We start from the raw sequence: 17,045 nt of genomic DNA, 5'->3' as shown, positions 1-17,045 counted from the left end.
CCATGCCGCCGAACAGCGGGCGCTGGATCAGCCCTCCACCCCGAGTGCGGCTGCCATCTCCCGCCGCAGTTCGGCCAGCCGTCCCGCCGCGGCCAGCCGCGCCGCGCGCACGTCGACGGACTCCTCGGCGTCCAGCCGGACCTCCAGGTAACACTTCAACTTGGGCTCGGTGCCCGAGGGGCGGGCCACCACGTGCACCCGCTCACCAGTGAGTTCGATGGCGTCGGTGGGGGGCAGCGTGTCCGAGCCGTGGGCGAGGTCCAGCACCGTCGCCGGGGCCCCGAGGAGCGCCGACGGCGGGTTGCGCCTCAGCCGCGTCATGGCGTCGGCGATCAGGGACCGGTCGGCCACGCGCACCGACAGCTGGGAGGTGGCGGTCAGGCCGTGCTCGCGGGCGATGTCGTCGAGCAGGTCCGCCAACGCGCGGCCCGAGACCTTGAGGTCGGCAACGATCCGCAGCACCGTCAGCGCGGCGGTGATCCCGTCCTTGTCCGGGACCGCGCGCGAATCGACGCAGTAGCCGATGGCCTCCTCATAGCCGAAGGCCAGGTCCGGCACGCGGCCGATCCACTTGAACCCCGTCAACGTGGTCACGTGCAGGCGACCCGCGCGGCGGGCCATCCTGCCGAGCAGCGTCGAGGAGACCACGGAGTTCGCGAACGTGCCGGGTACCCCGCGTGCGATCGCGTCGTGACCGAGGATGGCGCCCAGCTCATCGCCGGTGAGCATCCGCCACACACCGTCGACCACCGCGGCCACTGCGCAGCGGTCCGCGTCCGGGTCGTTGGCGATCACCACGTCCGCGCCCTCGGCCTCCGCCAAGGACAGAGCAAGGTCGATCGCTCCCTTCTCCTCCGGATTGGGGAACGCGACGGTGGGGAACTCGGGGTGGGGCTCAGACTGCTGCGCCACCTCGACGGGGGAGGGGAGCCCGACGGCCTCCGCGACCCGCCGCACCGTCTTCGCGCCGACGCCGTGCAGCGCTGTGTGGACCCAGACCAGCTCCCGCGCGGAATCGGCCGGGTACAGGGAGGCCGCCCGCGCCACGTAGGCGTCCAGGAGCTCGGCGGTGATGTCGCGGCGCACCTCCGAACGGGGGAGCTTGGCCCACCCGTGATCGGCCACGACTGCGATCTTCGCGGCGATCTCGGCGTCCGTCGGCGGCACGATCTGCGAGCCGTCGCCGAGGAAGACCTTGTAGCCGTTGTCCGCTGGCGGGTTGTGGGACGCGGTGACCACCACGCCCGCGACGCAGCCGAAGTGCTGGATGCCGAAGGCGACGACGGGGGTGGGGATGGGCTCGCTGGTCCAGAGCACGTCGAATCCTGCACCGGCCATCACCTCGGCGGTGTCGCGGGCAAACTCGTCGGACTTGTGCCGGGCGTCGTATCCGACGATGACACGGCCGCCGGAGTGGCCGTTCGCGGAGAGCCAGAGGGCGAAGCCGGCCGCGGCCTGCGTCACCACCACACGGTTCATCCGAGCCGGTCCCGGCCCGAGAGGTCCGCGGAGGCCGGCCGTGCCGAACTCGAGCGGTCCCGCGAAGGCGGAGGCGAGCTCCGTGAGGGCGGGCTCGCGGATGGTGTGGTCGTTGGCCTGGGCCCGGACGATCAGCTCGTCCAGCCGGCCGGCGGTGTCGGGGTCCGGGTCAGCGTCGCGCCACTCCTGGGCGCGGGTCAGCAACTCGTTCATCCAGAGCACCTCCAGGCGGCCGTGCCGGCCAGCACAAGCATCCCGCCGTGGCCGGTCACCACATGCTCGAAGGGTTCGCTCACCCGGTCCAGCATAGGCGCGTGCCAGGCTCCCCACCCCGGGCGCTGTGGAAGGATGGGCACGTGACGAAGGTAGTGATCATCGGTGGCGGACCCGGCGGCTACGAGGCTGCGCTCGTGGCCAACCAGCTCGGCGGCGAGGTCACCCTGATCGAACGGGACGGCATGGGCGGGGCCGCTGTGCTGAGCGACTGTGTGCCGTCGAAGACGCTGATCGCCACGGCCGAGGTCATGGTCCGCATCGAGAGCGCCCGCCAGCTCGGCCTTCACATCGCGGCGACGGATGTCTCGGACGTGGTGCGGGTGGACCTGGCGGAGGTCAACGAGCGCGTCCTCACCCTGGCCAAGGCCCAGTCGGCAGACATCGCTCAGCGCCTCCGGCAGGACGGGGTGCACCTCGTGGCCGGCAGCGCCCGCCTCGACGGCGCCACCCGCGTGGTGGCCAGCACCGGGGCCGGCGAGCAGAGGTTCGAGGCCGACATCGTCCTCCTGGCCACGGGCACCACGCCCCGCGAGTTGCCTGAGGCGGCCTGCGACGGGGAGCGGATCCTCAACTGGAAACAGGTCTACAACCTGAGCGAGGTGCCGGAGAGGCTGATCGTCGTGGGATCGGGCGTGACCGGCGCGGAGTTCGCCTCCGCCTACGACGGACTCGGCTGTGACGTGGTGCTGGTGTCCTCGCGCAAGCAGGTGCTGCCCGGCCAGGACCAGGACGCGGCCGCCGTCCTGCAGCGCGCCTTTGAACGCCGGGGCATGGAGATCATGAGCGAATCGCGCGCCTACGCGGCGCGCCGTGAGGGCGACGAGGTGGTGGTGTCGCTGGAGGACGGCCGTGAGGTTCGCGGCTCGCACTGCCTCATGGCGGTGGGCGCCATCCCCAACTCCGCCGGGCTCGGGCTCGAGGAGGCGGGGGTGGCGATGACCCCGTCGGGACACATCTCGGTGGACCGCGTCTCGCGCACCAGCGTGCGTAACATCTACGCGGCGGGCGACGTGACCGGCGTCTTCGCCTTGGCGTCGGTGGCCGCGATGCAGGGCCGCATCGCGATGTGGCATGCGCTGGGCGACGCGGTGACGCCCATGGATCTGCGCCGAGTGTCGTCGAACGTGTTCACCACGCCGGAGATCGCCACCGTCGGCATCACCCAGGAGCAGGCCGATACCGGCGACGTCCGGGTTGCGTCCGTGCTGCTGCCGTTGGCGTCGAATGCCCGCTCGAAGATGCAGGGCTTCACCGACGGCTTCGTCAAGCTGTTCTGCCTGCCCACCACCGGCATCATCATCGGCGGCGTGGTGGTGGCGCCGCGCGCCTCCGAGCTCATCCACGCGGTGTCGATCGCGGTGGCGCAGAAGGTCACTGTGGACGACTTCAGCCAGGCGTTCACCGTCTACCCATCGATGTCCGGCTCGATCGCGGAGGCGGCCCGCCGCCTGCACAACCGTGACGGGGCCCTCCTTACCAACTAGGCCCCTGCCTCGTTCAGCTGGGCTCAGGGTCCGGCATCGCCACTGATCGTCGACGCCCCCGGCCCGGGCCGTGCCCGCAGGCGCAGGGATCCGCGGCGTGGTCTCCGCACGTGCAATCCGTGCGTGGGCAGCCGAGGCGTGGAATGCGCCCCCAGCGCTCGTGCGCGGCCTGCCGACTCACGCCTGTCGCCTCGCCGATCTGGGCCCAGGTTGCTCCCTCGCCTCGCGCCAGCACCACTGTGGCCTCAAGGAGTGCCTGTGCTTGGGCCACGCCGGTTGCAGCCTCGGCCACCGCAGCAATCGCTACTCGTTGTTCCATCGCACTCCTCCTCGGGCCAGTCTCCCCGAGGCAGGAACGTCAGGCAACCTTGACGTAAGCTCCCTGCCAGGAGAATGCACAGAAGGAGCAACCATGGGCAGCGCCGGGGTCCCCAGATGAGCCTGGACTTCATCGCCATCGATTTCGAGACGGCGAACAGACGACATGGATCGCCCTGTCAGGTGGGCATGGCCCTCGTCCGCGACGGCCGGCTCGAGGCAACCTGGGGGTCTCTCATGCGCCCTCCTCGTGGCCGAGGCTGGTTCGACCCGGATTGCTGCGAGATCCATGGCATCGGGGAGGGTCATCTCGAGGGCCAGCCCACGTTTGAACAGCTCTGGCCCCACATCGCTGCGCGCCTCACCGGACGCCGAGTCATGGCCCACAACGCAGCCTTCGACGTCTCGGTGATCCGCGAAGCGACCAGCTACTGCCACTTCGACTGGCCAACCTTCGACTTCGGGTGCTCGCTGCTCCTCGCGCGGCGCCACTACGACCTTCCCGAATACACGCTGGACGCTGTGGCCAGTGCCGCCGGGGTGCCGCTTGACCATCACCACGACGCCGTTCACGACGCGGTCGCCTGCGCACTCATCACACTGGACATGGCGCGTCGGGCGTCCGTCTCGAGCCTGGATGATCTGCTGGTGGCGAGCGGTGTTGCCTGGGGCAGGCTGGCCCCCGATCATCACGAACCCAGCCGCCCCACGAAGCCCGTCGAACTGGTGGACCCCGAGCTCAGTCCAACGCTCTTCTGACCCGTTAACGCGGGTGCGCGGTGGCCGCCGGAAGACCTTCTGAGTAGAATGATTCTCATTACCAGGTATGTAGAGGCAAGGGAGTCGGTCGTGTCGACGGCATGGAGTGACGGTGTGAGGGGCGTCCCCTCAAGGTCAAAGGCGCGGGCGATTGCGGGTGCTGCGGCGCTTGCGCTCGGCCTGGTCGGCTGTGGGGGAGTTGATGCGCAGACGGGGGGGTCGACGGGTGATCCGGTCTCGGTCGTAGCGTCGACCACTATCCTGGGGAGTGTCGCCGAGCAGGTGGTGACGTGTGGTGGCGGGGAGGTGACGACGCTGATGCCGGTCGGTGCCGACCCGCACGACTTTTCGCCATCGTCGGCCGACGTGGCGTTGATGGTCGAGTCCGACCTCGTCATCACCAACGGGCTGGGTCTGGAAGAAGGGCTCACGTCGGCGCTGGCGACCGCTCGCGAGGACGGTGCAACCGTTCTCGAGGTGGGGCCCGCCCTGGATCCGGAGTCCTTCGGTGAGTCGTCGGACTCTCTGGACCCCCATGTGTGGTTGGACGTGTCCCGGATGGCGACGGCCGCGACATTGATCGGCGATGAACTCGCCAAGGTGCGCAGCGATCCTGACTTCGGCGAGTGCGGGAGGCAGGTCGCGGCGACGCTGACCGTCACAGACGGCGAGGTGCGGACCATTCTCGAGGGAGTCCCGGCTGAGTCCCGCACGCTGGTCACCGACCATGACGCCTTCGGGTACTTCGCCCGCGCGTACGGCTTCACGGTTGCGGGCGTGGTCGTCCCCGGTGGGTCGACCCTGGCACAACCGAGCTCGTCAGAGCTGGCGGACCTGGCTGAGACGGTCCGGGCCGCCGGGGTCAAGGCCATCTTCGCCAACACCGCGAACCCGACAGCACTGATCGACGCGCTGGCGCAGGAGAGCGGGCAGCGGGTCGCCGTGGTCGAGCTGTACGTGGGCAGCCTGGGCGAGACCGGCTCCGGTGCCGATACCTACGAGGCGATGATGCTGACGAACGCACACCGCATCGCTGACGCGCTCGCGGGGACGTGACGGTCGCGATGATGCTGGAGTGGTTCGTCGAGCCCTTCGCGTTGGGCTTCCAGCAGCGGGCGCTCCTCGGCGGCATCCTGGCCGGGCTCATGTGCGCCGTGGTCGGGACGTGGCTGGTGTTGCGCGGCATGAGCTTCTTCGGTGATGCATTCGTTCACGGGGTCGTGCCCGGGATCGCGGCCGCAGTGGTTCTCGACGTCAGCCCCGCCTTGGGCGCTGCGGTGGCGGCGGCCGTCATGGTCGCCGGGATCGAGATCGTCAGCCGGCAGACCCGGCTCACCGAGGACACCGCCATCGGCCTGCTGTTCGTCGGTATGCTCGCCCTCGGCGTCGTGATCATCTCAAGCGTCGACTCCTACACCGGGAGCCTCACCACGATCCTCTTCGGCGATGCCCTGGGCGTCACCCAACAGGACCTGGTCCAGCAGGCGATTCTGGCCGCGGGCGTGGTCGTGGTGTCCATCGTGATGTACAGACCGTTCCTCGCGCTGTCCTTCAACCGGCAGAAGGCCGAGCTGCTGGGGATGGCCCCCGGCAGGGCCCACGCGGTCCTCCTGGTGCTCATCGCCGCTGCCGTCATCGGCAGTTTCCAGTCCGTCGGAACCCTGTTGGTCTTCGGGTTGCTCGTCGGCCCGCCGGCCACCGCTGCCCTGGTCGTCCGCACCGTCCCGCGGATGATGGCCATCGCGGCGGGGATCTCCGTCGTGTCCGTCTGGCTCGGGCTTCTGCTCAGCTACCACCTTGGCACCGCCGGGTCGGCCACCATGGCACTGATCCCGATCGTGGCGTTCTTTCTCACCCTGACGTGGACCACGGTGCGAGCCCGCCTCACGACCAACCCGGACGAGGTTGCCCCAGCGCGGACGAGACGGCACGCGACCTCTGCGGACCAGCCGCAGGCGCTCCCCGGGCGCGAGATGACCAGCGTCGAGTCGGGCTTCAACGATTTCGCTGAGGCAACCGACGTTGTGCTCAGGTACGGAAGTCACACCGCCTTGGCCACCTCCAGCTTCACCATCCCGCTCAACGGGGTCACGGCAGTGATCGGCCCGAACGGCTCCGGCAAGTCGACGCTCCTGCACGCCGTTGCTGGTCTCGTCCCAGTCTCCGAGGGGCGGTTGGAGGTTCTGGGAGGGGACCCGCAGCAGGCGCGCGGTGACATCAGCTACGTGCTGCAGTCGACGGTGGTGCCTCACTCAACGCCCATCACGGTCAAGGAAGTCGTGGGGATGGCTCGATACCCGAGCGTGGGCTACTTCCGCCCGTTCACGCCGAACGATCGCGCGCGGGTCGGCGATGCCATGCGACGCATGGAGATCGAGAATCTGGCCGGGCGACACCTGCACGAGCTCTCGGGTGGGCAGCGCCAGCGCGTCTATGTTGCGCAAGGGCTGGCTCAGGACCACCGCGTAATGCTGCTGGACGAACCTCTCACAGGGTTGGACATCGTCTCTGCGCGGACCATCGACCGCATCATCCACGGAGAGGGGAACGAGGGCAGGACCGTGGTCCTGACCACCCACGACCTCGACGAAGCGAGGGCCGCGGACCACGTGATCCTGGTCAGTGGACGCGTCGTGTCGAGCGGACCGCCCGAGGTCGTCTGTCACCGGCACAACGTCGAGGTGGCCTTCGGCTTGGGTGGTCTGCACGGCTGGAGAGGCTTCCTGGACGACCCCGCCCACGATCCTCATCGCGAGGGGACGGGCGCGGCGGGCGCCTGATGTCCCAGGTCTGACGCAGCACAGGGTGCGCCCGGTCAGTCGTCGAGCAGGCCCATCAGGAGGGAGAACCCGCCGATCATCAGCGCACCATGGGTGATCTGGCGCAGCGCCGGGTCCATGCCGTAGCGGCCGTAATAGCCCTGGGCCCAAGGCGCGTACTGCTGGTTCTCCCAGTAGGGCACCTGGCTGGCACCCATGGGGACCAGGCGGATCGACGGGTCCAGGCCTGTCATGACCCGTTGGGCGTCCGACGCGCACGCGGGAACCTCGCGGACAGCGCCACCGGGGGGCGCCCAGTGCACGTTCTGCGTCGAAGGGCCGTGTGCTGGGTCGAAGAAGCACGGCGGCCTCTTCTCCGGCAGCGGGTGCCCGTTGACCCGGGCCTTCACGGAGGCAACCGCAAACCGGCCGTCCTCGAGGATCTCCGCAATGCGTCGCACATCGGCGTCGGTCTGAGCGCGCTCCAGTTGGTTCTTGGAGCCGTCATAGGCGTCCAGTGCCCGCGTGTAGTCAGCCTGGGCGCCGGCGTCGAGTTCTCGGCCCACCACGTCCAGGTCCAGGTCTCTCAACTCGCCGCCGAAGGTGGTGATGTCTGCGTCCAGGGCCGCCCGCGCGCCGGGGCTGATGGGATAGACCGGCTGTGGGTAGGGGTTGGGCTGGTGATACGGGGTGGGCTGCTGGTATCCGGACTGCGGGAGCGCGTAGGGGTCGTTCCAGCGGTGCATCTGATGCGGCGGCGGCGCCGAGCGACGCGAGGTCATGGACACGATGATGCTGACCACAACCATCACCATGATCATGGTGAACAGACCGGAGAACATGCTCTCTACGATAACCCCGGCCTCAAGCGTGGCTCACTCGGCGTCGACGATCTCGCAGAGCACCTCCCCGGCTGTGACCGCCTGGCCGGCCTCCACACTCAGCCCGACGATGACGCCGTCGCGGTGGGCGTTGAGCGGCTGCTCCATCTTCATGGCCTCGATCACCGCGATGGTCTCGCCCTCGCCGACCTGCTGCCCCTCTTCGACGGCCACCTTGACGATGGTGCCCTGCATGGGGGAGGTGAGCGCGTTGCCGGAGGGGGCGGAGACTCTGCTGCCGCCGCGGTCACGCTTGGTGGGCTTCCGCACTGCCTTCGAGGAGGCGGGTCGGGCACCGAAGCCGCCGGGCAGCTTCACCTCCACCCGCTTGCCGTTGACCTCGACGGTGACGATCTCCGGCTCGGGCACATCGTCTGCCTCGCCCAGCACCCCGGTGTAGGGAGCGATCTCTCCAGTGAATTCGGTCTCGATCCAGCGCGTGTGCACCCCGAAGTGGCCATCCGGGGCCGTGTAGGCCGGATCGTTGAGGACGGCCTGATGGAACGGCACGACGGTGGGCATACCCTCGATCTGCAGCTCGGCCAGGGCGCGACGGGAGCGGGCGATCGCCTGGTCCCGATCCGCCCCGGTGACGATCAGCTTGGCCACCAGCGAGTCGAACGCGCCGGGGACGGTCATGCCCACGTGGTAGCCCTCGTCGACCCGGACACCAGGCCCGGTGGGGGCGTGCCACTTGACCAGGGTGCCAGGGGCGGGCATGAAGTTGCGGCCGGCGTCCTCGGCGTTGATGCGGAACTCGATGGAGTGGCCGTGCACCTCCGGGTCCGGGTAGCCGAGCTCCTCGCCGGCGGCGATGCGGAACATCTCCCGCACGAGGTCGATCCGGGTGACCTCCTCCGAGACCGGGTGCTCCACCTGGAGGCGGGTGTTGACCTCGAGGAACGAGATGGTGCCGTCGAGGGCGACGAGGAACTCGCAGGTGCCGGCGCCCACGTACCCCGCCTCCCGGAGGATGGCCTTGCTCGACTCATACAGCCGGGACACCTGATGCTCGGTGAGGAAGGGCGCTGGCGCCTCCTCGACGAGCTTCTGGTGCCGCCGCTGTAGCGAGCAGTCCCGGGTGGACACCACCACGACGTTGCCGTGGCTGTCTGCCAGGCACTGTGTCTCCACGTGGCGCGGCTTGTCCAGGTACCGCTCGACGAAGCATTCGCCGCGTCCGAAGGCGGTGACGGCCTCGCGGGTGGCGGACTCGAACATCTCCGGCACCTCCTCCAGCGTCCGGGCCACCTTCAGGCCGCGACCGCCGCCGCCGAACGCGGCCTTGATGGCGATCGGGAGGCCATGCTCAGTCGCAAACGCGACCACCTCCTCGGCGTTGGCGACCGGATCAGCGGTGCCGGGCACCAGCGGCGCCCCTACCCTCTGCGCGATGTGGCGGGCCTGGACCTTGTCTCCGAGCGCCTCGATGGCTGCCGGGGGAGGGCCGATCCAGATCAGGCCGGCGTCCATGACGGCCTGGGCGAAGTGCGCGTTCTCCGCGAGGAAGCCGTAGCCGGGGTGCACCGCGTTGGCGCCGGAGCGGGCGGCAACGTCGAGCAGCTTGGGGATGTTGAGGTAGGTGTCTGCAGGGGTGGCGCCGTTGAGGGCGAACGCCTCGTCCGCGAGCTTGACGAAGAGCGATTCGGAATCCGAGTCCGCGTAGACGGCCACCGACGCGATGCCCGCGTCCCGTGCGGCGCGGATGACACGGACGGCGATCTCGCCTCGGTTGGCGACCAGAACCTTGGAGACGGCGACGTTGCCCACTCTAGGACCTCCTCTATTTGGCTTTGTCAGGAGTCTATCCACGCCAGGGGGCCACGCGGCGACAGGTCCGCGACACTGGACCCGAACCCGGTCAGCGGTCCCGCAGGGCCTGGAACCAGGGTCGCGGCGGGGCCTCCCCCTGGCGGACGGCGGGCATGACGGCGGTCTCGATGCCCGACTCCGCCTGGGCCTTCTCCGCCTCGTACTCCGTGACCATCTGGTCCACGAACTCGTCGCGCTCCTCAATGGGCGGTGCCGGGGTGGTCTCCGGCTCGAGGCGGGTGCGTGGGAGCGCGTAGATCGCGTGCCGCTGGACCCACGAGATGAGCTGTTCCCGGACGTGGCAGCGCAGATCCCACAGGTCGCCGGAGCTTGCGGCCGAGACCACGGCGTACAGCCGCACGGGCCCACCGGTGGCGTCGGTGACCTGCAGGCTCACGGTCTTCCTGTCCCACAGGGGGCTGGCCTCGACGATGTGGTGGAGCTCCACGCGCATCGCCTCGACGGGAACCAGCCAGTCCAGATCGAACTCCACGGTGCCGTACAGATGGGCCTGCCCGCGGGTCCAGTTCTCAAAGGCCTGGGTGGTGAACGACGTGCTGGGCACGATCCAGCGGCGCTGATCCCAGGTGCCCACGACCACATAGGTGAGGGTGATCTCCTCCACCGTGCCCATCTCGCCGTCGAAGACCACCAGATCTCCCACGCGCAGCGCGTCGCTGAAGGCCAGCTGCATGCCGGCGAACACGTTGGACAGCGTCGACTGCGCGGCCAGGCCGGCGACGATGGACAGCAGACCCGCCGACGCGAACAGCGACGCGCCCAGAGTGCGCAACGCGGGGAAGGTGAAGAGCGCCCAGCCCAGGGCGATGGTCCAGAGCACCGCGATCAGGACCCGGGCCACCACCTGCATTTGGGTGCGTACCCGGCGGAAGCGCGATGTGTCGGTGCCCTCCTCCTCCCGTGCACCGGCGACGATGCCGTCCTCCACCGCCTTGATGACGCCCGTGCCCAGGTAGGCACCGGCCAGAATGATCACGATGAGCAGGCCCTGCATGAAGAGGGGCCGCCACGTCGGTTCAGGGTCGGCCGTCGCGATGGCCACACCGAGGCCCGTTCCGGCGAGCGTGAAGAGCAGCCGTTGGGGCACCTTGAGGCGCCGCGACACGAACGCGAGTCCCTTCCTGCGGCGCACGATGAAGCTCATCACTACCGAGATGGTGATCGACAGTGCGGTGCCCGCGAGGAATCCCGCGACGGCGTACACCACCAGGGTCAGCAGTTCCATGGCCTCAGCCTAGGCGCCGCGGTCTGTGCGCAGGCTGAGCGCCGACAGCTCCCCGGTGACGGTGAACGCGCCGTCGTGGACCGCCGACTCGAACAGCAGCGACCCTCCCGCGTCTGCTGTGACGGTGAAGCCCATGGCGGGGAGGTGGCGGCGCAGATACTCGGCCACCTCGTCGCCGGTCGGGGAGCTCAGGACGACCGTGATGTTGTTGCCGCTGTCCACCCGCTCCTCAATCTCGGCGTCCCGCGGAATCGAGAAGCCGGCAGGCGCGTTGAGGAAACCGAGATCCGAGAGCAGCACGCCGTCGGCCGGTGCCTCGGTGAGGGCGCTGACGGTCACCGACGGCGTCGGCGTGGACGGGAGCGGCGGCGCCGAGCAGCCCGCCACCGCGAGCAGGCCGACGACGGCGAGGGTGATCCGGAGCACGGGCCAACTGTACTGGCGCCCGTTCAGCGCCAGAGCGACTGCCAGGGCACGCCGGCGTCGATGACCATCTGCCGGAACAGCGGCAGCGACACCCCGACGACGTTGTAGGGATCGCCCTCGATGGAGGTGACGTAGGCGCCGCCTCGCCCGTCGATGGTGAACCCGCCGGCGACCCGCTGCGGCTCGCCGGTGGCCGCGTAGGCCTCGATCTCGTCGTCGGGCAGGTCCGCGAACCGCACCACGGTGGACCCCACCTGGATGGAGCGCGTCTCCTCGCCGCCCTGCCGGACCGCGACGAAGTGACCGGTATGCAGGAGACCCTCGCGACCGCGCATCCGCCGCCACCGCTCGGTCGCCGCCTCCCGCGATCCGGGCTTGCCGTGCGCGCGGCCCTCGAACTCGAGTACCGAGTCGCAGGCGAGGAGCACGAAGTCGCCGTGGAGTTGCGGGATGACCGCGGCGCCCTTGAACTCGGCGAGCCGGGCGGCGAGCCTGGTGGGCACCGGGTCGAGGACCTGGCGCTCGTCGAATCCGGAGACGATCACCTCAGGGTCAAGCCCGGCCCGGCGCAGCACAGCAAGCCGCGCGGGGGACTTGGAGGCGAGGATGAAGCGCATCGTTACATCCTGTGGTAGGTCCGCCAGGCGTCCCGCCCGCCCATGAGCGGCGAGCGGACGGTGCGGTAGTAGGACTTCCAGCCGCCGGCCAGCGGCCTGTCGTCCGGTGAGCGGAGCTGCTCCGCCCCCGCGGAGGCGTGGAGCACCGCGACGACGGCCGCCACCTCCTCCTCGCTCAGGTGCGCGCCGCGCAGGGCCATCGGCTCGGTCATAGCGGAATGTTCCCGTGCTTCTTCGGCGGGAGGGCCTCGCGCTTGCTGCGCAGCAGCCGCAGAGCCCGGATCACCTGTGCCCGCGTCTCGTGCGGGTAGATCACCTGATCGATGTATCCGCGGTCCGCCGCCACGTAGGGGTTGGTGAGCTCATCGTCGTACTCCTGGATCAGCCGGGCGCGCTCGGTGTCCGGATCCTCCGCCGCCGCGATCTGCTTGCGGTAGAGGATGTTGACCGCGCCCTGGCCGCCCATCACCGCGATCTGCGCCGTGGGCCAGGCCAGGTTGATGTCGGCGCCCAGGTGCTTGGAGCCCATCACCACGTAGGCGCCGCCGTAGGCCTTACGGGTGATCACCGTGAGTAGCGGCACGGTGGCCTCCGCGTAGGCGTAGATCAGCTTGGCCCCGCGACGGATGATGCCTTGATGCTCCTGACCGACGCCGGGCAGGAAGCCCGGCACGTCGACGAAGGTGAGCACGGGGATGTTGAAGGCGTCGCAGGTGCGCACGAACCGGGCGGCCTTCTCCGCGGAGTCGATGTCCAGGCAGCCCGCGAACACCGTGGGCTGGTTGGCGACGATGCCGATGGAGCGGCCCTCGATCCGGCCGAAGCCGACGATGATGGACCCGGCGAACAGGGGCATCACCTCGAGGAACTCGTCGTCGTCGAGGACGTTGCGGATGACCTCCCGCATGTCGTAGGGCTGGTTGGCCGCGTCCGGGACGAGCAGGTCCAGTTCGCGGTCGTGGTCGGTGATGGTGAGGTCCACCTCCTCATCGTCGAAGAGCGGCGGGTCCTCCAGGTTGTTCTGCGGCAGGTAGGTCAGCAACTCGCGCACGTACTCGATGGCGTCGTTCTCGTCGGCGGCGAGGTAGTGGGCGTTGCCTGACCTGGTGTTGTGGGTGCGGCCGCCGCCGAGCTCCTCCATGGAGACGTCCTCGCCGGTGACGGTCTTGATCACCTCCGGGCCGGTGATGAACATCTGCGAGGTCTTGTCCACCATGACGACGAAGTCCGTCAGGGCCGGGCCGTACACGTGGCCGCCGGCAGCGGCGCCCATGATGAGCGAGATCTGCGGGATCACGCCCGATGCGCGCGTGTTGCGCTTGAAGATCTCGCCATAGAGCGCGAGCGAGACCACCCCTTCCTGGATCCTGGCCCCGCCGCCCTCGTTGATGCCGATGATCGGCACCCCCGTCTTGAGCGCGAAGTCCTGGATCTTCACGATCTTCTCGCCGTACACCTGGCCAAGCGCGCCACCGAAGATGGTGACGTCCTGGCTGAACACGCACACCGGGCGGCCGTGGATGGACCCGGTGCCCGTGATGACGCCGTCGCCGAACGGACGCCGCGCGTCCATCCCGAAGGCGGTGGTGCGGTGACGTGAGAACTGGTCGAACTCGGCGAAGCTTCCTTCGTCGAGGAGGGCCATGATCCGCTCTCGGGCGGTCATCTTCCCCTTGGCATGCTGCTTCTCCACCGCTTCGGCCGAACCGGCGTGCACAGCTTCATCGATGCGCACTCCGAGATTCGCGATCCGACCGGCAGTGGTGTGGATGTCGATCTCCATGGGGTCACCATAGCGGCGGGACGGGCCACTCCCTCCGGCCGCTCAGATTGTGGGGTGGCTTGGCTCGACGGTCCCGGGCCTGGAGCGTCGACCGAGCAGCGAGAGAGCCGCCAGGGCGACGGTCAGCAGCATGCTCAGCATCATCGCCGGGATCGTCACACTGGCGATCGTGACGTGCGGGCCGTGCTCCCAGATATCGGCCGTGTCGAGGTTCACCCAGCCGTCCTCGGCCAGCCGGAGAACTGCCACGGCCAGCTCGCCCACGTGGCCGAGCACCGCGACCGGCACGCTGGCCGAGAGGATGGTCAGGATCCACCGCGACGCCCTCCCGGGCGCCTCCGGCCGCATCCGCCACGTGAGGAGGGACGCGGGGATGAGCAGGGCGAGCGCCAGGAGGTGGGAGGCGATGTGCAGGGCACTCGTGTCCCCCTGGGACGCGAACACGAAGATCGACAGGAACGGTGCCCACACGAGGGCCAGCAGGGTGAGGGGGCGGGACATGGGAGTCTCCTTCTCGAGCCGATGGCGATGCCTTCGACCGTAGGAGCGGCGCCCTGGGACCCGCATCGGCCCTTTCGCCTAAGTCGCCTGTCCGGGGCCGGGCCGCGTCACGCCGCGGATGTGTCGACCGATGCCCGGTAGGCGTTGCCCGCCTGGACGCGCCGATTGTGGTGGGCGCCCTGAGGAAGGTCGAGTTTCACGAACACCGAGCGCAGGTGCGCGTCCACGGTGCGCTCGGAGAGGACGAGCCTGGCGGCGATCCCGGCGTTGGAGAGCCCCTCAGCCAACAACGCGAGTACCTCCCGCTCGCGAGCCGTGAGCATCGACAGCCCGCCGGGGACCGGGGAAGACACCGGCTCGTCCGCCGTGTCCGGGTCGCGGGCGGCGGCCTCGCTCGACGCCATCGTCGGCTCCGTCAGCTCGATGGCCAGGGCCCGGACGCACCCCGCCACGACGATGCTGAACGCCGCATACATGCCGACGAGGACCACCGTTCCCGCCAGTGGAGAGGTGCCGCCCAGGGCGCCGCAGACCATGACCAGGAGCGTGCCGGTGAGCGCGGACCCCGCGACCAGGGCCAGGCGACGGGCCGCGGCCACGTCGGGGGCGCTTCGCCAGGTGGCGAACACCGCGACCGCTGGGCCGAGCAGGACCGTGGCGAGATAGCCGACGTTGATGGCCATGCCCACCTGCTCGCCGCTGCTCGAGGGTAGGGGGGCCGAAGCGGCGAGCGGCTCGAAGTCGTCGAAGAACAGCGCGAACGAGGTTGCGGCCCCCACTGCCAGGGCTACCACGGCCACCAGGAGGGCACGCCCGGTGCCGCGGCCGAGGTAGCGGACGCTGAGCAGCGGAACCACGGAGAATGCGCCGATGAGCGGGAGATGCGCGACCCCCGCGACGACGGCCGCGGCCCAGGCGCTCGCCGAGCCTGGGGACCGCGCGCTGGCGAGCACAGCCAGCGCCCACAGGCCGGGATAGGCGGCAGCCACGACGGCGAGGGCAACGAGAACCGCGCGGAGCCCGCGCCACCCCTGCCCGAGGCCGGCGACTGCCACGGTGGTGACGGCCGCGGACGCGACCATGGCGACGAGAACCGGCCAGGCCGTGGCCGGCGCCTTCGCCGCCTCGGGTCCGGTGGTGAGACACAGGGCGAGCGATGCCACCGTGACGGCCGCAACCAGCACTCTCACGGTGGTGTGCGGCGACGTCATGACCGCTGCCTCCTGTGCTCGTGGCCGGTGTGTCCAGGGTGCTGGCCACGGTGTCACACCGGCCGGTGCGGCGTCCAGTGCCTCCTGCGACGACTCGCAGAGGCGCCGCTCTCCCTGTGGCGCTGGCTACGATGTGGCGGTGACGTCCAGCCTTCCCGACGCGGGCCGCATCGCCGCTGTGCTCCCCTCCGCGACGCTCTGGCGCTCGGTCGAGGTCATCGAGACCACCGGCTCGACGAACGCGGATCTCGCCGCCCGCGCCCGTGCCGGAGCGGGCGAGGGAGCGGTCCTCGTGTCCAAGGAACAGACCGCCGGGCGCGGCCGGCTCGACCGGCAGTGGGTGAGCCCTCCCGGCACGTCGATCTCGATGTCGCTGCTGCTCACCCCTCAGCAGGAGTTCCCGCAGTGGGGCTGGCTCTCGCTGCTGGCGGGCATGGCCGTCGCGTCGGCCGTGGGCGAGCTCGCCGGGGGCGGGGCGCCGGTCTCGCTGAAGTGGCCCAACGACGTCCTCATCCGGGGGCGCAAGGTGTGCGGCATCCTGTCGGAGCGGATCGAGCACCCGGACGGGGCGCGCGCCGTCGTCGGCATCGGGATCAACGTGGACCTCGCCGCCGACCAGCTGCCGGTGCCCACCGCGACATCGCTGGCGCTGGAGGGGCTCCCGACCGATCAGAGCCGAATCGTCGCGGGCGTGCTCACCCACTTCGAGCGGCACTACCGCTCCTGGCAGCTGCGTGGAAACCTTCGCGCCGAGTACGAGGCGCGGTGCGCGTCCGTCGGCGCTGAGCTGACCGTGATCCTCGACGGCGACCGCCGAGTCTCGGGGACCGGCCGCGGCGTCGACGAGTGGGGCCGGCTGCAGGTCACCACCGCCACCGGCATCGAGACCTATCCGGTGGGCGACGTGGTGCACGCCACACTGGCCTGAGTGTCGTGGCCGCGTGCCACACTTGGCGCCATGGCACTCGACAAGAACCAGCTGGGCCGTGACGAGGTGGTCATCGCCTCGATGCACACCCACGTCAAGGCGCTCCTCGGCCCTGCGCTGATCCTCATCCTCCTGGGCGCCGGGCTCGGCGCCTCCATCGCGCTGGTGCCGCCCGAGTGGCAGCCGTGGGCCACCTACGTGGCGGTCGCCGTCGCGCTGGTGCTCTTCCTCGTCCTGGTGCTCATCCCGTTCCTGCGCTGGGTGACCTCGTCCTACACCATCACGGACCGCCGCATCATCACCCGCCGCGGCATCATCAACAAGCTCGGCCACGACCTGCCGCTGCGCCGGATCAACAACGTCAACTACGAGCGCTCGCTCACGGACCGGATGCTCGGCTGCGGCACGCTGATCCTGGAGACCGCCGCGGGGCAGCCGCTGCGGCTGCCGGACGTGCCGGACGTGGAGCGGGTGCACGTGACCATCACCGAGCTGCTGTTCAGCGAAGAGGACGAGGACGACGAGTAGCCGCTTGGGTATGCTGCCCCGGTGACTCGTCGCTATG

At 69.8% G+C, this 17,045-nt stretch carries 16 protein-coding genes; 6 read left to right on the top strand and 10 right to left on the bottom strand.

What is annotated here, in order from left to right; translation table 11 throughout:
• Positions 1-27 precede the first annotated feature (27 nt).
• Positions 28-1,692, bottom strand: coding sequence for a phospho-sugar mutase (locus tag ACX1D1_RS12695; protein ID WP_182799332.1), 1,665 nt, complete (start codon positions 1,690-1,692; stop codon positions 28-30).
• Between the two features lie 143 nt (positions 1,693-1,835).
• Between ACX1D1_RS12695 and ACX1D1_RS12690 the strand changes: the two genes are divergently transcribed.
• The 4 genes from ACX1D1_RS12690 (at position 1,836) to ACX1D1_RS12675 (ending at position 7,096) form a co-directional block, all read left to right on the top strand.
• A complete protein-coding gene (locus tag ACX1D1_RS12690; RefSeq protein WP_459054788.1) occupies positions 1,836-3,239 on the top strand; it encodes an NAD(P)H-quinone dehydrogenase in 1,404 nt (467 codons plus the stop codon).
• A 435-nt stretch (positions 3,240-3,674) separates the two neighbouring features.
• Positions 3,675-4,316: an exonuclease domain-containing protein gene (locus ACX1D1_RS12685; RefSeq protein WP_459054787.1), complete on the top strand. Its 642-nt coding sequence runs from the start codon at positions 3,675-3,677 to the stop codon at positions 4,314-4,316.
• A gap of 48 nt (positions 4,317-4,364) precedes the next feature.
• The gene (locus ACX1D1_RS12680) at positions 4,365-5,372 is read left to right on the top strand and encodes a metal ABC transporter solute-binding protein, Zn/Mn family (RefSeq protein ID WP_459054786.1); all 1,008 of its coding nucleotides are present in this window, start codon (positions 4,365-4,367) and stop codon (positions 5,370-5,372) included.
• 11 nt (positions 5,373-5,383) lie between these two features.
• Entirely contained in the window at positions 5,384-7,096 is a 1,713-nt protein-coding gene (locus tag ACX1D1_RS12675; RefSeq protein WP_459054785.1) for a metal ABC transporter permease, read from the top strand.
• 35 nt (positions 7,097-7,131) lie between these two features.
• Here the strand turns inward: ACX1D1_RS12675 and ACX1D1_RS12670 are convergent, their stop codons facing one another.
• From ACX1D1_RS12670 to ACX1D1_RS12630, 9 genes are all read right to left on the bottom strand, one after another.
• On the bottom strand, positions 7,132-7,917 hold the full coding sequence (locus ACX1D1_RS12670) for a hypothetical protein (RefSeq protein WP_459054784.1): 786 nt from the start codon (positions 7,915-7,917) through the stop codon (positions 7,132-7,134).
• Between the two features lie 33 nt (positions 7,918-7,950).
• Positions 7,951-9,726 carry an acetyl-CoA carboxylase biotin carboxylase subunit gene (locus ACX1D1_RS12665; protein ID WP_459054783.1) on the bottom strand — a complete coding sequence of 592 codons (1,776 nt, stop codon included), beginning with the start codon at positions 9,724-9,726 and terminating at the stop codon, positions 7,951-7,953.
• A gap of 91 nt (positions 9,727-9,817) precedes the next feature.
• Positions 9,818-11,014, bottom strand: a complete 1,197-nt coding sequence (locus ACX1D1_RS12660; protein ID WP_459054782.1) for a mechanosensitive ion channel family protein — start codon at positions 11,012-11,014, stop codon at positions 9,818-9,820.
• Positions 11,015-11,023: 9 nt separating this feature from the next.
• Positions 11,024-11,440, bottom strand: coding sequence for a hypothetical protein (locus ACX1D1_RS12655; RefSeq protein WP_182784946.1), 417 nt, complete (start codon positions 11,438-11,440; stop codon positions 11,024-11,026).
• A 23-nt stretch (positions 11,441-11,463) separates the two neighbouring features.
• Positions 11,464-12,057: a Maf family protein gene (locus tag ACX1D1_RS12650; protein WP_182784944.1), complete on the bottom strand. Its 594-nt coding sequence runs from the start codon at positions 12,055-12,057 to the stop codon at positions 11,464-11,466.
• Between the two features lie 2 nt (positions 12,058-12,059).
• A complete protein-coding gene (locus ACX1D1_RS12645; protein WP_255422434.1) occupies positions 12,060-12,269 on the bottom strand; it encodes an acyl-CoA carboxylase epsilon subunit in 210 nt (69 codons plus the stop codon).
• Positions 12,266-13,840, bottom strand: coding sequence for an acyl-CoA carboxylase subunit beta (locus ACX1D1_RS12640; protein WP_459054781.1), 1,575 nt, complete (start codon positions 13,838-13,840; stop codon positions 12,266-12,268). The genes ACX1D1_RS12645 and ACX1D1_RS12640 overlap by 4 nt, the downstream gene beginning before the upstream one ends.
• A gap of 42 nt (positions 13,841-13,882) precedes the next feature.
• Positions 13,883-14,341, bottom strand: coding sequence for a hypothetical protein (locus ACX1D1_RS12635; protein WP_182799337.1), 459 nt, complete (start codon positions 14,339-14,341; stop codon positions 13,883-13,885).
• 107 nt (positions 14,342-14,448) lie between these two features.
• The gene (locus tag ACX1D1_RS12630) at positions 14,449-15,552 is read right to left on the bottom strand and encodes a response regulator transcription factor (protein ID WP_459054780.1); all 1,104 of its coding nucleotides are present in this window, start codon (positions 15,550-15,552) and stop codon (positions 14,449-14,451) included.
• A 139-nt stretch (positions 15,553-15,691) separates the two neighbouring features.
• On the opposite strand from ACX1D1_RS12630, the gene ACX1D1_RS12625 reads away from it, so the two are divergent.
• Together ACX1D1_RS12625 and ACX1D1_RS12620 are read left to right on the top strand one after the other, a co-directional pair.
• Positions 15,692-16,480 (top strand): biotin--[acetyl-CoA-carboxylase] ligase, encoded by a 789-nt coding sequence (locus ACX1D1_RS12625; RefSeq protein ID WP_220491095.1) that lies wholly within the window; start codon positions 15,692-15,694, stop codon positions 16,478-16,480.
• 30 nt (positions 16,481-16,510) lie between these two features.
• Entirely contained in the window at positions 16,511-17,008 is a 498-nt protein-coding gene (locus ACX1D1_RS12620; RefSeq protein WP_182784720.1) for a PH domain-containing protein, read from the top strand.
• The last annotated feature ends 37 nt before the right edge of the window (positions 17,009-17,045 follow it).

The organism is Tessaracoccus luoxuelianae (genome assembly GCF_054483915.1).
This window is presented reverse-complemented; position numbering and strand designations above follow the sequence as displayed.

Bases quoted from the DNA above. Each gene is read 5' to 3' on its own strand.
- ACX1D1_RS12630 (WP_459054780.1), bottom strand. From the start codon at position 15,552: ATGACGTCGCCGCACACCACCGTGAGAGTGCTGGTTGCGGCCGTCACG.
- ACX1D1_RS12695 (WP_182799332.1), bottom strand. From the start codon at position 1,692: ATGAACGAGTTGCTGACCCGCGCCCAGGAGTGGCGCGACGCTGACCCG.
- ACX1D1_RS12675 (WP_459054785.1), top strand. From the start codon at position 5,384: ATGCTGGAGTGGTTCGTCGAGCCCTTCGCGTTGGGCTTCCAGCAGCGG.
- ACX1D1_RS12635 (WP_182799337.1), bottom strand. From the start codon at position 14,341: ATGTCCCGCCCCCTCACCCTGCTGGCCCTCGTGTGGGCACCGTTCCTG.
- ACX1D1_RS12620 (WP_182784720.1), top strand. From the start codon at position 16,511: ATGGCACTCGACAAGAACCAGCTGGGCCGTGACGAGGTGGTCATCGCC.
- ACX1D1_RS12645 (WP_255422434.1), bottom strand. From the start codon at position 12,269: ATGACCGAGCCGATGGCCCTGCGCGGCGCGCACCTGAGCGAGGAGGAG.
- ACX1D1_RS12650 (WP_182784944.1), bottom strand. From the start codon at position 12,057: ATGCGCTTCATCCTCGCCTCCAAGTCCCCCGCGCGGCTTGCTGTGCTG.
- ACX1D1_RS12640 (WP_459054781.1), bottom strand. From the start codon at position 13,840: ATGGAGATCGACATCCACACCACTGCCGGTCGGATCGCGAATCTCGGA.
- ACX1D1_RS12660 (WP_459054782.1), bottom strand. From the start codon at position 11,014: ATGGAACTGCTGACCCTGGTGGTGTACGCCGTCGCGGGATTCCTCGCG.
- ACX1D1_RS12680 (WP_459054786.1), top strand. From the start codon at position 4,365: ATGATTCTCATTACCAGGTATGTAGAGGCAAGGGAGTCGGTCGTGTCG.
- ACX1D1_RS12685 (WP_459054787.1), top strand. From the start codon at position 3,675: ATGAGCCTGGACTTCATCGCCATCGATTTCGAGACGGCGAACAGACGA.
- ACX1D1_RS12670 (WP_459054784.1), bottom strand. From the start codon at position 7,917: ATGTTCTCCGGTCTGTTCACCATGATCATGGTGATGGTTGTGGTCAGC.